The sequence below is a fragment of the Paenibacillus xylanilyticus genome, assembly GCF_013359935.1.
GTDB classification, from domain to species: Bacteria; Bacillota; Bacilli; order Paenibacillales; family Paenibacillaceae; genus Paenibacillus; species Paenibacillus xylanilyticus.
Genome location: NZ_JABMCB010000192.1, coordinates 397828 through 412418 on the forward strand (window position 1 = coordinate 397828; position 14591 = coordinate 412418).

The window sequence follows — 14591 nt, forward strand, 5'->3', positions numbered from 1 at the left end:
AGATTTCAGCGGCCCTTCATACATAAGCCGTTATTTTGTTGTGGTAATATACAGCATCTATAACGTATTCTAGGAGCAGACCGTGCTTAGTAAGCGATAACAAATGTGAACGCTTCAACGTTTTACCTGTTACTATCAAAAAAATACTTAACTTTGCAACAATTTTATTGATGAACACGTCTGTAAGGTTGCAGGGAGAGGGGGATCCTTTGTGGTAGAGCCGGAACTCATCAGAGCCGCTCAATCGGGCGATCGCGACGCTCTAATTACCCTATTGCGGGACATAGAACAGCATGTATATCGAACCGCATATTACATTTTAAATAATGAACAAGATGCTTTGGATGCTGCTCAGGAAGCTTTAATCCGAATCTATACCAAAATTAATTCCTATGAGGAAAAGGCCCAATTTAAAACATGGGTACAGCGCATCGTAACCAATATCTGTATCGATAAATTCAGAAGAACCAAGCCCTCGGTCTCCATTGACGAACACGAAATGGTTTTTCAGGATAATCAGGATGTGGAATTTGAAGTGATGTCCACGTATGTTGCAAAGGACATTCAAGATGCGATCAACAAACTTCCAGAGCATCATCGAACCGTTATTGTACTAAGGTATTTGCAGGATTTATCGTATAACGAAATTGCGGATTGTCTTGATCTTCCGCTGAATACAGTCAAATCTTATCTATTCAGAGCCAGACAGCAATTGCAAAATCTACTACAGGAATATCAGAAAGGTGGTGTGACAGGATGAAATGCGAAGAGGTGGTGGAATGGATGCACCGGTATCTGGATCATGATCTGGGCGACGCGGAAACTGCGCAGATGCTACAGCATGTGGCCCAATGCCCGGAGTGCGCCGAGAATTTTAGTTTGCTTAGAGCTCTTTCCAGAGAGTTGGAAGATTTGCCGCAGGTGACCCCGAAGTTCAGTTTGGTTGATGCCATTATGCCTCAATTGGATGCGATTGATGAAGCACGGAGGGAACAAAGCAGTACAATACAGGAAATGAGTCCTGTCCCTGCTGCATTCGAGAATTTACAACGGTCAAGTGAACGAAAACCGAAGCAAAGATGGCTTAATTCCATGGTGGGCCGGATGTCCATGGGTGCTGCGGCAGCAGCCGTGGTGCTAGGGTTTGCAATCTGGGGTTATGAACCGGAGAAACTTGAAAATGCCGAGTCCGTGATGATGAGTTCGGGCAGCGCCCAAGAGACGGATGCTGCCGATCCGAATTCGTTAAGTCGGGGAATTGAGAATGACGAAGCTTCAAATCCTGAGAATAAAAGCAATCCATTGTTAGATGACTCGGAGACGTCCATGACAGAAGGAACGGATCCAGAGACAGTACCTGAAGAAAATGGGTCGGACCAGGTACAGGAGCCTGAGGTAACGGACAACCAAACGCCAAAACAGCCAGCTCCAGGGTCTGAGTCGGACAACAGTACGGAAGCACAAAATAGCCCTTCCAGCCCGAAAGCTCCCGATAGTCAGAAGAGCCAGGATCAAGGCCAGGATGTGCAGCCAAAAACTCAGGATTCGGCTACAGGTGCTGTACCTCCTGCAGTTGCGGATGAAAAAGAAGGAAGCGAATCGGACAACAGGGAGGCTGAATCATTTAACTCTCAGGCTGCAACACCTGATGTCAATTCCGAAGATCCTACTGAGGGTACGACTTCTCCTGATTCAGAGACAGGAATCGAATCAAATGGCAACAAAGGGTTTGCCGCACCGGATCAAGGTGTAGCGTCTACCATGACCTCGAAGGAATGGAAGTCACCGGACGGAACTTATGTAGTGATGCTGATTGACAATCAACTAAGTGTTTATTCGAAATCGGCATCCGATCCAGACGTTCTTAATCTAGTGGAACAGCGTAACTTGGAAGGAACCTTAAAGACTGCCGGCTGGTCCAGCGACAGCACCTTGTTTAACTATGAGACAGACAAGGACGGCACCACGGTAAAAAATTCATTTACTGTACCTTCAGCAACAGGTGAAACTACCACGAAATAATCCGGAAATGCGAGCCTGCTTTTTCGAATCAGCAGAACACTTCAAGGGTGGCAAGAATATACTAAATTTATCAATAACGTCCTATCTCAGTTAAAACAACTGACGTCGTATGACCGGGACCCAGCCTTTTCTAGAATCGCTGGTGTTCTCGTTTATATAGATGTAGGACCAGGGGGCCTTCATTCGTTTAACGGATGCAGGGCCCCTTTGTTGTCTGTCGTGTTTTCTGGTAGGATAGTAGGGATAGGGGGCACCGTGATGGATGTAAAAAGTGCAACAAAGGCAATTCGCAATGGGGAGACGGCTCCGATATACGTGCTGTACGGAACGGAGAAATACCAGATACAGCAATTTACGGAGATGTTAAAAGAACAGGTTATCGAGGAAGAGCATCGGGATTTCGCCATTATTCCGTACGATCTGACTGAAACACCTGTTGAAGTGGTGATTGAGGAAGCGGAAACGGTTCCCTTTTTGGTCCCGCGAAAATTGATTATTGTAAGGGATGCGAATCTGTTTACTGCAGGTAAAGATTCCAAGATCGAACACCAGGTGGATCGGCTGCTTACTTATATGGATAATCCGGCAGATTACAGTACGATCGTTTTCCTCGCGCAAGGGGATAAGCTGGATGAGCGTAAAAAGCTGGTGAAAGCGGTCAAGAAACAGGCGGTCGTTCTTGCCTTTGCTCCACTGAGCGGGGAAGAACTGCTGAATTGGATCGTAAAGCTTGCGAAGCAGCGTGATGTAACTTTTGAAGCTGGGGCGGCAGATACACTCGTGAGCTATGCAGGAACAGGATTGCAAACACTGTCTGCTGAAGTAGACAAGCTGTGTCTATTCGCTGGTAATGGCGGTACGATTCATCGTGCTGATATTGAGTCATTGGTGGCGCGCAGCACAGAGCAGAATGTATTTGCTTTGGTGGAGGAATTAGCCAATTTACGTTTGGAGAAAGCGCTGGGGTTATTTTATGAATTACTGAAACAGCGCGAGGAGCCTATTAAAATTGCAGCATTGATCGCTCGACAGTTCAGGATTATGATTCAGGTAAAAGAGCTTGGCCAGCAAAGCTACTCACAACAGCAAATTGCCAGTCAGCTTGGTTTGCATCCGTACGCGGTTAAAATTGCCGGAGAACAGGCACGCAAATTTCAGCCAGAACGGCTGAGAAACATTCTGAGTCATCTTAGTGAACTGGATTACCAGATGAAAACAGGTGCTGTTGATAAAGTGCTTGGTTTGGAGTTGTTTCTTCTAAGGCTCGGAGCATAAATAAAGCAAGTCCCAAAAAAAGGGATAACAAAAGACCCTTATTTCGATCGACAATAGGTCAACGAGATAAGGGCTCTTTTTTGGGTACTTATCAGATCAGATACTAAAAAATCCTGAAAGCTCGGTGCTGTTCAGGATTTTTCCATTGGATCGTATAAGTAACGCTTCTTACGCTTGTGCGGAAAGAGCGTTCAGTTTTTTCGCCAAGCGAGACTTTTTGCGGGCTGCAGCATTTTTATGAACCAGACCTTTAGTTACAGCCTTGTCCAGCTTTTTGGAAGCAGCTTGAATCGCAGCTTTAGCAGTATCAACTTCGTTGCTTACCAGAGCAGCATCAGCAGCTTTAACAGCTGTACGGAGTGCGGATTTCTGGGAAGCGTTGAGTGCGCGGCGCTTGTCGCTCGTTTTTACGCGTTTAACAGCGGATTTGATGTTTGGCATTACATTCACCTCCTGTAAGGCATTCGCATGAATACAAACGTTTCACAACTTAAAATATTCTAGCACGCTAGCATGCAAATTGCAACAAATATTCCTATAGTGTTCTTGCTATTGCATAAAGAACTGCATTTCCCCACACAATATGCTCAAATGCGGTAAAGGAGGCAGGGACAGATGACACTTGATTTACAGAACTATACAGTTCGGACCGACTTGGCGATTGATTCGAAAGAAATGGCTCAAGGCTCGCAGAAACAGACGATTCCCGGGCTGCGGGAAGATGTGGAAGAGAAAGACGGCATTACCATTACTCGGATTGATGTGCTGAACGATGCTGCCGCAAAAACAATCGGACGCGTCAAGGGACACTACGTTACGTTGGAAGTCCCGTCACTTCGTAACGGTGATACTGACCTTCAGGAACGTGTGGCCGCAGAATTCACGAGGGAGATGGAGGATTTCTTGACCAAAGCGGGTGTTAACAAGACATCTAAAGTGCTGATTGTCGGCCTCGGCAATTTGCATGTAACGCCTGACTCACTTGGCCCGCTTGTGGTGGAAAACTTGATGGTAACCCGTCAGTACTTTGAATTGGTACCGGATCAGGTAGCTCCAGGTTACCGGGAAGTTAGTGCAATTGCCCCTGGTGTGCTTGGTACTACAGGCATAGAGTCCAGCGACATCGTCCAAGGGATAGTGGACCGCACCAAACCGGATGCCATCATTGCCATTGATGCGCTGGCTTCCCGCTCTCTCGAACGTGTCAATACAACGATTCAGGTTGCGGACATTGGCATACATCCTGGTTCAGGCATTGGTAACAAGCGGCGTGGTCTTACCAAAGAAATTTTGGGAGTTCCATGTATCGCCATCGGTGTACCGACCGTATGTTATGCCTCCACCATAGTAAATAATGTTATTGAAATGATGAGTGCACACTTCCGTCAAGAGACAGACCAGACCAAACAAATTATGGGCATGCTGGACGATATCGGTGAGCAAGATCGATTAAGTTTGGTGAAAGAGGTTCTGGAGCCACTTGGTCATGACTTGATTGTTACGCCAAAGGAAATTGATGAATTCATCGAGGGAATCGCCAACGTGATTGCTAGCGGTCTGAATGCCGCACTGCATGATGCGGTGAATCCGGATAACGTTGCAGCTTACACTCACTAACTGTAAAAAGCCCGGCCAGGAAGTCCGAATCTATCGGACTTTCTTTTTTGCTGTCTTTCTTCTAATTCCTGTTCTATCAAATCTGGCAGGCTCATAGAGTTGAAGTATAAGAGTTGTCCAGCAGGAAGGAGACAGATGAATGAACAAAATATTGGCCTGGAATATCGGGAAGTGGAAAAAAAGATGTCTGCATGTGCTGGCCATGGGCCGTACGTTGCTGCTGCTTATGATTATATCTGCTTTGTTTTTTGTAGTACTCGGCCTTGGAGGTATGGCAGAAAAACGGTTGAACAATTCTCCGGTATCTTCCATGAAAGGATTCGCTAGTAGCGTCTCCAGCCGCTTTTTTGTGGATATGCTCGGCATGGAGATGCCCCACTTGACCCAGAAGGAGCAGACTTCTGCGTTCTCCGGCGAAAATTTGACTACTTTTGTATTCCAACTTCTTACCAATGTGAATCCACAGGACCCCAAAAGCCTGATCGCAAGAGAAATGCCTGGCATGGGCTCCAATCAACCGGTTTTGCTTAGGCCCGGCTCAGGGAATGAAAAGGCCGAAGCGCCTGAAGATTATCAACCAGGTCCAGGACTGACCGATACCGCTTCTGCTGGCGGGGGCAAGTCAGATGGTGACCTGCATGTTCCACCGGGTCAGGATAACACGGATCCTCCCGAAACGAACGAGCCCGGGGATGGAGAAGTAACGGAAAATCCGCCGCCAAAGAACGGTGGTCAGGAAGGTACAGCCACAGCCGGCAAGAAAAGCGTGCTCATCTATCATTCCCACCCGCGCGAAGGATACAATCCATTGCTTGGCACCAAGAGTGACAACCCTTCCTCAGGGAAATCAACCGGCAATGTTTTTCAAGTTGGATCTTATCTGTCCGATAGCTTGGAGAAGCTCGGCGTTGGGGTGGAACATGCCAAAGATGATTACCCGACCAAAGTGAAGGATTATAACTGGAACTACTCTTATAAATATTCACGTCAAACAGTGAAGGCTGCTCTCGCTCAAAATGATGATCTTACCTACCTTATTGATATTCATCGGGATTCCCAACGTCACAATAAAACAACCACGACCATTGATGGCCTAGGATACGCCAAAGTGTATTTCATCATTGGACATGAGAATCCGAACTGGCAAGAAAATGAAGCATTTGCTGCGAAAATCCACAAAAAGCTCGAAGCAAAATACCCCGGCGTCTCGAGAGGGGTTTGGGGCAAGGATGGCGGCGGAGCAAATAATGGTGAATACAATCAGACCCTTTCACCCAACAGCATTTTGATAGAAATCGGGGGAATAGACAATACGGGGGCTGAGCTCAAGCGGACTTCAAAAGTGCTTGCAGACATGATTGCCGAGGTATATTGGGAAGATCAGAACGTGGATAAAGCCAGCACAGGTACTACGTCACAAGGCAGTTGATTATTCTAGGATATAACCTGACAGGAGGCGAACAATGTGTCCAGATTCGGCAAAAGAATGGTAACCGTTATTGTATTTATGTTATTAGGAGTTCTGCTAGGAATGCAGCTGGCAGGAGGCAGCTTTCAAATAGATGATGTTCCTGAGGTAAGCCCAGCCGTTGTTAAAACAGAACCCGCCGCCGAATCTGAGCCTGCTGTTTCCGTACAACAAGAAGAAAAGGAAACGCCCATTGTTCCCGTACAAACTCCAAGTCAGGTGCTTGGGGCGGAACAGGACAAAGCTCCGGTGGATGTGCTTGCAGACAAAACAGCGGGGCTTCTTCAAAATCTGTCTCACAACGGAATTAAGTGGGTGGTTTCGCTGTTTAGCGGGGTCGCTGAATAAAAAGCTGCTCAATGTAGGTAAAATAAACCCCTGGAGATTCGTATTCGGGACGATTATTATAAAGTTGAGGCAACGCGGGATTGATGCACCCTGCATCAACTGTTATAATGAAGTGATTGACACTAGGCTGTTTCTGGGGGTAAGGAATGACTGACATTCGGGCAAGACAACGTAAAATTCGTAACTTTTCAATTATTGCACATATAGATCACGGCAAATCAACACTTGCGGACCGGATCTTGGAGTACACAGGTGCGCTCACCACTCGGGAAATGCAGGAGCAGGTTCTGGACCAGATGGAGCTTGAACGCGAACGTGGAATTACAATCAAGCTGCAAGCTGTTGCCCTGAATTACAAAGCCGATGACGGTGAAGAATATTTACTCAATCTGATTGATACGCCGGGACACGTAGACTTCACATATGAAGTATCACGCAGTCTTGCTGCATGCGAAGGTGCTCTGCTTGTAGTGGATGCGGCTCAGGGAATCGAAGCCCAGACGCTGGCAAACGTATATTTGGCATTGGACAATGATCTGGAAATCTTACCGGTCATCAACAAAATCGACCTTCCAAGTGCCGATCCGGATCGGGTGAAGCAGGAAGTGGAAGATGTCATCGGTTTGGACACGAGCAACGCGGTACTGGCTTCGGCCAAAGCAGGCATCGGGATCAAAGAGATTCTGGAGCAAGTCGTACAGAGTGTACCTGCACCACAGGGCGATCCTGACCAGCCTTTGAAAGCGCTGATTTTTGACTCTCACTATGACCCGTACAAAGGTGTAATTGTATATATCCGTGTCATTGACGGCAAAATCAAGTCAGGTTCCAAAATCAAAATGATGGCAACAGGTAAATCATTTGATGTAATCGAAGTGGGTGCATTCAAACCGCGCATGACCATTGTGGACGAGTTGAACGTTGGTGATGTTGGTTTTGTTGTTGCAGGTATCCGGCATGTCGGTGATACTCAAGTCGGGGATACAGTAACAGATGCCAAAAATCCAACACCGGAACCTTTACCAGGTTACCGTAAAATCAATCCGATGGTTTACTGTGGTCTCTACCCGATTGAGACATCTGATTATGTGGATCTGCGTGAAGCCTTGGAGAAATTGCAGCTGAACGATGCATCCCTCAGCTTCGAACCGGAGACATCGAGTGCACTCGGCTTTGGATTCCGCTGTGGATTCCTGGGACTGCTTCATATGGACGTTATTCAGGAACGGATTGAACGCGAGTTCAACATACCACTGATCACAACGGCACCAAGCGTAATCTATCATGTGACTTTAACGAATGGTGAAGTCATGCAGATTGATAACCCATCCAACTATCCTGAGGTGGGAAGAATCGATTATGTAGAGGAACCATATGTCAAAGCCTCAATTATCGTACCGAATGATTATGTAGGTACCATTATGGAGCTTTGTCAAAATAAACGCGGCGAATATGTAAATATGGAATATCTCGATACAACTCGGGTAACCCTTACGTATGAAATCCCGTTGTCCGAAATTGTGTATGATTTCTTCGACCAATTGAAATCAAGTACAAAAGGATATGCATCTTTCGACTACGAACTGTCCGGGTACCGTCAGTCCAATCTGGTGAAAATGGACATCCTGCTTAATAGTGAACAGGTCGATGCGCTGTCCTTCATCGTTCACCGTGATCGGGCGTATAACCGCGGCCGCATTATCTGTGAGAAGCTGCGCGAGCTGATTCCACGGCAAATGTTCGAGGTGCCGATCCAGGCATCCGTAGGTACGAAGGTCGTCGCTCGTGAAACGGTAAAAGCCATGCGTAAAAACGTACTTGCCAAATGTTATGGTGGTGACATCTCGCGGAAACGGAAACTGCTCGAGAAGCAGAAGGAAGGTAAGAAGCGGATGAAACAGGTGGGTAACGTTGAGGTGCCGCAAGAGGCGTTTATGGCGGTGCTGAAAATTGATGACTAACCAATTTAATTTGAGGTACGCCACAAAACGTGTGTATTCAAATTAAATTACAGAATATTAAATAAACCAAGCTGAAAGGGAAGCCGGATGGCTTTCCTTTTTTCAAATAGAGGGGGACTTGCCATGACATTGGCAGCACACAGCCGGAAAACAGGTGCACCCCAAGCGGTGTACCTTCACATTCCCTTTTGCACAAATAAATGTTTCTATTGTGATTTCAACTCCTATGTACTGAAGGACCAGCCTGTAATGCAGTATCTTGAGGCATTGGAGCGGGAAATGGAACATACGGTTAAAGCGAATCCGCCGGGAGAGATCAAAACCATTTTTGTTGGCGGGGGTACACCAACCGCTTTGAAGCCGGATGAGATGGCCGTGTTCTTGCGGTCTGTCAAAACGTATTTCCCGAATTGGGCGGACGATATTGAATTTTCGATGGAAGCGAACCCGGGAACGACGGATGCCGAGAAGCTCGCTGTAATGAAAGAAGGCGGCGTGAACCGCGTCAGCTTTGGCGTCCAGGCTTTTCAAAATGACCTGTTGACCGGCATTGGCCGGATTCATAACACGGACGATGTATATCGCAGTCTGGAGAATGCCCGTAAGGCAGGGTTAAATAACCTGTCCATCGACCTGATGTTTGGTTTACCAAATCAGACAGTGGAGATGCTGAACGAGAGTATTGATAAGGCACTTGAGCTTGATCTGCCCCACTACTCCATATACAGCCTGAAGGTTGAGGAAAATACGCTTTTCCATACGCTATATCAAAAGAATCAACTGCCGCTTCCTCATGAAGATGATGAGCTGCAAATGTATCTTCTATTAATGAAGCGAATGAAAGAAGCAGGATACGGGCAGTACGAGATCAGTAACTTTGCCAAACCGGGGTTCGAAAGTCGTCACAATATTACGTATTGGCGCAATGAGGACTATTATGGCCTTGGAGCCGGTGCGCATGGATATGTTGGGCGTGAACGTCATATGAATATTAAAGGCATAAATCCGTATGTCGAAGCTTCTCGTGCCGGACTGCCTCGTCTGGATCATTTTGAGATCAGCCGTGCGGAAGCCATGGAAGATTATTTGATGGTTGGACTGAGAATGCTGGAGGGAGCATCCGCTTCGCGGTTTAGTGAGCAGTTTGGAGAATCCATCGAAGACGTGTTTGCTAAGCCGCTCGGCAAAATGCTGAATGCAGGATTGCTTGAACGGACGTCAGACGGCTTCCGGCTTAGTGAACAGGGGATCCTGTTCGGGAATGACGTTTTTGCCGAATTTATCGGCTCCATATCGCTGAATTCGTAGCTTGAAATTCCATACACTCTGTTGTATATTTATTCATATTGATTTTACAGAGCGTGTCTGGTTAACAACTACGAAGTCAGCTTTCCTCTGGAAAGCTTGTATAGGGGGAGAGCGGGATGTCGGCGATATGCAGAAAAGCCGTGCCGGAAGATGTTGAGCCATTGTTTGAAATGATTAAGGGATACGCTGAACGTGGGATTATGCTTCCGCGCTCAAGGGAAGTACTGCATCGCCAGCTGGAACACTTTGTTGTAGCCGAGGTGAACGGTGAAGTGGTGGGCTGCGGCTCACTGTGCCGTCTGGGGAATGATCTGGTGGAAGTCAGGTCGCTCGGCATCTCCGAAGGCCACAAAGGGATGGGTATTGGTTCCTTGCTGCTGGACCGACTGGTAGAAGAAGCGGAGAAGCTGCAAATTCCAAAGGTCATGGCGCTGACATACGAGGTCTCCTTTTTCCTTAAAAATGGGTTTGCCGTTGTAAACAAGGAGATCTTCCCGGAAAAGGTTTGGACAGACTGTGTCCATTGCAGCAAGCAGGATTGCTGCGATGAGATTGCGGTACTGAAGGAATTGAACGTATCCGCATAACAATCAAGGACCACATGCTCCAGAAGAATAACATTCGTCTGAGCATGGGTCCTTTTCTTTGTTGTAATTGGCGACTGGAGCTGTTATGACCTTCTAAGATTGGTCTATACTATAAATAGATGAGTGTACTCATCAAACTGACTTGACAATCTTCACGTCAGTTTGGTATTTTTGTATTACCGCTTAGCACTCATCTAACCGGAGTGCTAACGACATGGGACAGTACAGTCAGAAGGAGGGAATACTCACCATGTTAACAGAGCGTCAACGCATGATTCTGAACGCTATAGTGGATGACTATATCCGTTCAGCTGAGCCCGTAGGGTCCCGGAGCATTTCCAAAAGGGGAGATGTTGGATACAGTCCGGCTACGATCCGTAATGAAATGGCGGATCTCGAAGATATGGGCTTTCTGGAACAGCCTCATACATCGGCAGGCCGTATTCCTTCGCATAAAGGCTATCGATATTATGTCGATCACTTGGTCCCTTGGAATCAGGTGGAGCCACAAGAACTGGATGATCTGAAATCTTTCTTTGCCGAAAAACTGAACGTCATGGAACAAGTGATTCAACATGCGTCCGTCATTTTGTCACACATGACGAATTATACTTCAATCCTGCTCGGACCGGAAGTGTTTCACACGTCACTGCGCCATTTTCAACTGCTTCCGCTGAATGAAAATACGGCCGTGGCCATTATTGTGACCAACACAGGTCAGGTGGAGAACAAGACGGTTCAAATTCCACCGGAGATTTCGGTAGCCGATATGGAGAACGTGGTAAATTTGCTTAACGCCAAATTGGTCGGTGTGCCTATCTACAAATTAAAGTCCCGTCTGTACACCGAACTGGGGCAAGAGATGGAACGGCATATTTCACGCTATGAGGAAGTTATGCAGGTGCTGAACAGTGCCTTTGACAACGAACATGACAATCGTCTTTTCCTTAGTGGTGCAACCAATATGTTAACTCAACCGGAATTCAAAGATGTCGAAAAGGTAAAAGATATCCTTGACCTACTGGATGAGACACCAACACTCATGAAATTAATGATGCCCGTGCCGGGTGGATCAGGTATTCAGGTGCGGATCGGCACCGAGAATGATCATGAAGCTTTCGCCAACTGCAGTTTAATTACAGCGTCCTATTCATTGGATGGAGAAGCTTTGGGATCCATAGGTATACTGGGACCCACACGGATGGATTATGCACGTGTCATTCATATTTTAAATACATTATCTCGTGATTTAACGGCTATGCTAACGCATCGCTTCAAATAAGTTGCATGCTGATAAAGATACGGGTGTGAACGACTTCATTATTATAAGGAGGTGAACATCTTGAAAGAGGAGCAATCATTCGCAGCAGAAGAACAGGAACAGCAGGACACAACAGCGGCCGAGAGTCAGGAACCTGTTAACGAAGCAGGAGCTGCAGAAGCACAGGCTGAGGAGATGGCAGATCAGGGCCAAGATGAGCTCGCACGTTTGAAGACAGAGGTTGAGGAACATCAACAGCGCTTTGTCCGTGCTCAAGCTGATTTTGACAACTTCCGTCGCCGTACACAAAAGGAAAAAGAGGAGCTGGCGAAGTATGCTTCAATGAAGCTGGTCACCGAACTGGTACCGGTTATTGACAACTTCGAACGTGCCATGGCTACTGTACCGGAAGGTACGGAATCTGAATCCTTTTCCAAAGGCATCCAAATGATCTTCCGCCAGCTGGAAACCGTGCTGAACAATGAAGGTCTGACTGCAATGGATACGGTTGGACAGCCGTTTAATCCTGAATTCCACCAAGCAATTATGCAAGTGGAGAGCGACGAGTATGAAGAAGGTACCGTTGTGGAGGAAGTCCAAAAAGGCTATATGCTGAAGGATAAAGTACTTCGTCCAGCTATGGTTAAAGTCAGCTCATAATTTTGGTTACAGAATAATGGGCTTGACTCCATTGTTTGTTGGATGTGACGAAGTTTAATATAAAGGTTTACACACATAGAGCACGATAAGGAACAATTGCAAACAAGGATCAGCATGATCCATTTTAAATAGTTGAGGGAGGAAATTTTCCGATGAGCAAAGTAATCGGTATTGACTTAGGAACAACCAACTCTTGCGTAGCGGTAATGGAAGGCGGCGAAGCTGTCGTTATTCCAAACCCTGAAGGCGCACGTACAACCCCATCCGTAGTGGGTTTCAAAAAAGATGGAGAGCGCGTTGTTGGTGAAACAGCGAAACGCCAAGCGATCACGAATCCGGATCGTACGATCATCTCGATCAAACGTCATATGGGTACTTCCCACAAAGAAACAATCGACAGCAAAGACTACTCTCCACAAGAGATCTCTGCGATCATCCTGCAAAAATTGAAATCCGATGCCGAAGCTTACCTTGGTCAAACGGTAACTCAAGCGGTTATCACCGTACCAGCTTACTTCAATGACAGCCAGCGTCAAGCAACCAAAGATGCCGGTAAAATCGCAGGTTTGGAAGTTCTGCGTATCGTCAATGAGCCAACGGCAGCAGCTTTGGCATACGGTATGGAAAAATCCGAAGACCAAACGATTCTCGTTTATGACTTGGGTGGCGGTACTTTTGACGTATCCATTCTTGAACTGGGTGACGGCTTCTTCGAAGTTAAAGCAACCAGCGGTGACAACCAACTGGGTGGCGATGACTTCGACCAAGTCATCATTGATTACCTCGTGAGCGAATTCAAAAAAGACCAAGGCATTGACCTGAGTAAAGATAAAGCAGCGGTTCAACGTTTGAAAGATGCAGCAGAAAAAGCCAAAAAAGAACTCTCCGGCGTATTGACTACAACGATTTCCCTGCCATTCATCACCGTGGCTGATGGCGTTCCTCAGCATTTGGAGTTGAACCTGAGCCGCGCGAAATTCGAAGAAATCTCTGCAGGTCTGGTTGAGCGTACGCTTGAACCAACTCGCCGTGCATTGAGCGATGCGGGGATGACAGCTAACGATATCGACAAAATCGTATTGGTTGGTGGTTCCACACGTATTCCTGCAGTACAGGAAGCAATCAAAAAACTGACAGGTAAAGAGCCTCACAAAGGCGTTAACCCAGATGAAGTTGTAGCGTTGGGTGCTGCTGTACAAGCGGGCGTACTGACAGGTGACGTGAAAGACGTTGTATTGCTCGACGTAACTCCACTGTCCCTCGGTATTGAAACTGCAGGTGGCGTATTCACCAAAATGATCGAGCGCAACACAACGATCCCTACTTCCAAATCCCAAGTATTCTCCACATACGCAGACAATCAACCAAGCGTTGAGATCCATGTTCTGCAAGGGGAACGCGAAATGGCAGCTGGCAACAAAACGCTGGGACGCTTCATGCTGGGAGATATTCCACCGGCTCCACGTGGTGTTCCGCAAATCGAAGTTAGCTTCGATATTGATGCGAACGGTATCGTTAACGTATCGGCAACAGACAAAGGTACAAACAAAACGCAAAAAATCACCATCACTTCTTCCAGCGGTCTGAGCGATGCTGAAGTTGAGCAAATGATGAAAGATGCTGAGCTGCACGCAGAAGAAGATAAAAAACGCAAAGAGCTCGTTGAAGCGAAAAACAGTGCAGATCAATTGATCTACTCTGTGGACAAAACGATCAAAGATCTTGGCGAAAAAGCAGATGCTGGTGAAGTGGAAAAAGCCAATGCTGCAAAAGAAAAACTGCAAGGCGTACTGGCTTCCGACAACCTGGAAGACATCAAAGCGGCTACAGAAGAACTGACAGAGATTGTTCAACAATTGTCCGTTAAACTGTATGAGCAAGCACAGGCACAAGAACAAGCAGCTCAAGGTGCTGAAGAGCAACAAGGTTCCGCTAAACGTGACAACGTCGTAGACGCTGATTACGAAGTCGTGGATGAAGATAAAAAACAAAACTAATTCACGGTTTTTCGTGGATTAATCATCGGTGACGTTCGGATCGAGGGGAAAGTCATAGCCGGGTCTTCCGTGCTTTGACTTTCCTTT

General features: G+C 46.8%; 13 protein-coding genes. 12 read left to right on the forward strand and 1 reads right to left on the reverse strand.

Annotated features, from left to right (window positions below):
* The first annotated feature begins 211 nt into the window (after positions 1-211).
* From HP552_RS21680 to holA, 3 genes are all read left to right on the forward strand, one after another.
* Complete coding sequence (locus HP552_RS21680) at positions 212-760, forward strand: RNA polymerase sigma factor (RefSeq protein ID WP_095289827.1); 549 nt, start codon at positions 212-214, stop codon at positions 758-760.
* On the forward strand, positions 757-2022 hold the full coding sequence (locus HP552_RS21685; protein ID WP_175397461.1) for an anti-sigma factor: 1266 nt from the start codon (positions 757-759) through the stop codon (positions 2020-2022). The genes HP552_RS21680 and HP552_RS21685 overlap by 4 nt, the downstream gene beginning before the upstream one ends.
* A gap of 258 nt (positions 2023-2280) precedes the next feature.
* Positions 2281-3297 carry a DNA polymerase III subunit delta gene (gene holA, locus HP552_RS21690; protein WP_175397462.1) on the forward strand — a complete coding sequence of 339 codons (1017 nt, stop codon included), beginning with the start codon at positions 2281-2283 and terminating at the stop codon, positions 3295-3297.
* A 168-nt stretch (positions 3298-3465) separates the two neighbouring features.
* On the opposite strand, the gene rpsT is transcribed toward holA, so the two are convergent.
* Complete coding sequence (rpsT, locus tag HP552_RS21695) at positions 3466-3738, reverse strand: 30S ribosomal protein S20 (protein WP_024628504.1); 273 nt, start codon at positions 3736-3738, stop codon at positions 3466-3468.
* A 174-nt stretch (positions 3739-3912) separates the two neighbouring features.
* On the opposite strand from rpsT, the gene gpr reads away from it, so the two are divergent.
* The 9 genes from gpr (at position 3913) to dnaK (ending at position 14504) form a co-directional block, all read left to right on the forward strand.
* On the forward strand, positions 3913-4914 hold the full coding sequence (gpr, locus tag HP552_RS21700) for a GPR endopeptidase (protein WP_175397463.1): 1002 nt from the start codon (positions 3913-3915) through the stop codon (positions 4912-4914).
* A gap of 139 nt (positions 4915-5053) precedes the next feature.
* On the forward strand, positions 5054-6343 hold the full coding sequence (locus HP552_RS21705) for a stage II sporulation protein P (RefSeq protein WP_175397464.1): 1290 nt from the start codon (positions 5054-5056) through the stop codon (positions 6341-6343).
* Between the two features lie 36 nt (positions 6344-6379).
* Positions 6380-6730 carry a hypothetical protein gene (locus tag HP552_RS21710; protein WP_175397465.1) on the forward strand — a complete coding sequence of 117 codons (351 nt, stop codon included), beginning with the start codon at positions 6380-6382 and terminating at the stop codon, positions 6728-6730.
* A gap of 146 nt (positions 6731-6876) precedes the next feature.
* A complete protein-coding gene (lepA, locus tag HP552_RS21715; RefSeq protein WP_175397466.1) occupies positions 6877-8691 on the forward strand; it encodes a translation elongation factor 4 in 1815 nt (604 codons plus the stop codon).
* Between the two features lie 123 nt (positions 8692-8814).
* Positions 8815-9999 (forward strand): radical SAM family heme chaperone HemW, encoded by a 1185-nt coding sequence (gene hemW / locus HP552_RS21720; RefSeq protein WP_175397467.1) that lies wholly within the window; start codon positions 8815-8817, stop codon positions 9997-9999.
* 116 nt (positions 10000-10115) lie between these two features.
* Positions 10116-10586 carry an N-acetyltransferase gene (locus tag HP552_RS21725; RefSeq protein ID WP_175397468.1) on the forward strand — a complete coding sequence of 157 codons (471 nt, stop codon included), beginning with the start codon at positions 10116-10118 and terminating at the stop codon, positions 10584-10586.
* A gap of 250 nt (positions 10587-10836) precedes the next feature.
* The gene (hrcA, locus tag HP552_RS21730; RefSeq protein ID WP_175397469.1) at positions 10837-11868 is read left to right on the forward strand and encodes a heat-inducible transcriptional repressor HrcA; all 1032 of its coding nucleotides are present in this window, start codon (positions 10837-10839) and stop codon (positions 11866-11868) included.
* Positions 11869-11928: 60 nt separating this feature from the next.
* On the forward strand, positions 11929-12507 hold the full coding sequence (gene grpE / locus HP552_RS21735; protein WP_175397470.1) for a nucleotide exchange factor GrpE: 579 nt from the start codon (positions 11929-11931) through the stop codon (positions 12505-12507).
* Between the two features lie 152 nt (positions 12508-12659).
* Positions 12660-14504, forward strand: coding sequence for a molecular chaperone DnaK (gene dnaK / locus HP552_RS21740; RefSeq protein ID WP_175397471.1), 1845 nt, complete (start codon positions 12660-12662; stop codon positions 14502-14504).
* The last annotated feature ends 87 nt before the right edge of the window (positions 14505-14591 follow it).

Excerpts from the sequence above, each read along its gene's own strand:
- lepA (WP_175397466.1), top strand. The coding sequence starts at position 6,877 with ATGACTGACATTCGGGCAAGACAACGTAAAATTCGTAACTTTTCAATT.
- dnaK (WP_175397471.1), top strand. The coding sequence starts at position 12,660 with ATGAGCAAAGTAATCGGTATTGACTTAGGAACAACCAACTCTTGCGTA.
- holA (WP_175397462.1), top strand. The coding sequence starts at position 2,281 with ATGGATGTAAAAAGTGCAACAAAGGCAATTCGCAATGGGGAGACGGCT.
- HP552_RS21725 (WP_175397468.1), top strand. The coding sequence starts at position 10,116 with ATGTCGGCGATATGCAGAAAAGCCGTGCCGGAAGATGTTGAGCCATTG.
- HP552_RS21685 (WP_175397461.1), top strand. The coding sequence starts at position 757 with ATGAAATGCGAAGAGGTGGTGGAATGGATGCACCGGTATCTGGATCAT.
- rpsT (WP_024628504.1), bottom strand. The coding sequence starts at position 3,738 with ATGCCAAACATCAAATCCGCTGTTAAACGCGTAAAAACGAGCGACAAG.
- hemW (WP_175397467.1), top strand. The coding sequence starts at position 8,815 with ATGACATTGGCAGCACACAGCCGGAAAACAGGTGCACCCCAAGCGGTG.
- HP552_RS21705 (WP_175397464.1), top strand. The coding sequence starts at position 5,054 with ATGAACAAAATATTGGCCTGGAATATCGGGAAGTGGAAAAAAAGATGT.
- gpr (WP_175397463.1), top strand. The coding sequence starts at position 3,913 with ATGACACTTGATTTACAGAACTATACAGTTCGGACCGACTTGGCGATT.
- hrcA (WP_175397469.1), top strand. The coding sequence starts at position 10,837 with ATGTTAACAGAGCGTCAACGCATGATTCTGAACGCTATAGTGGATGAC.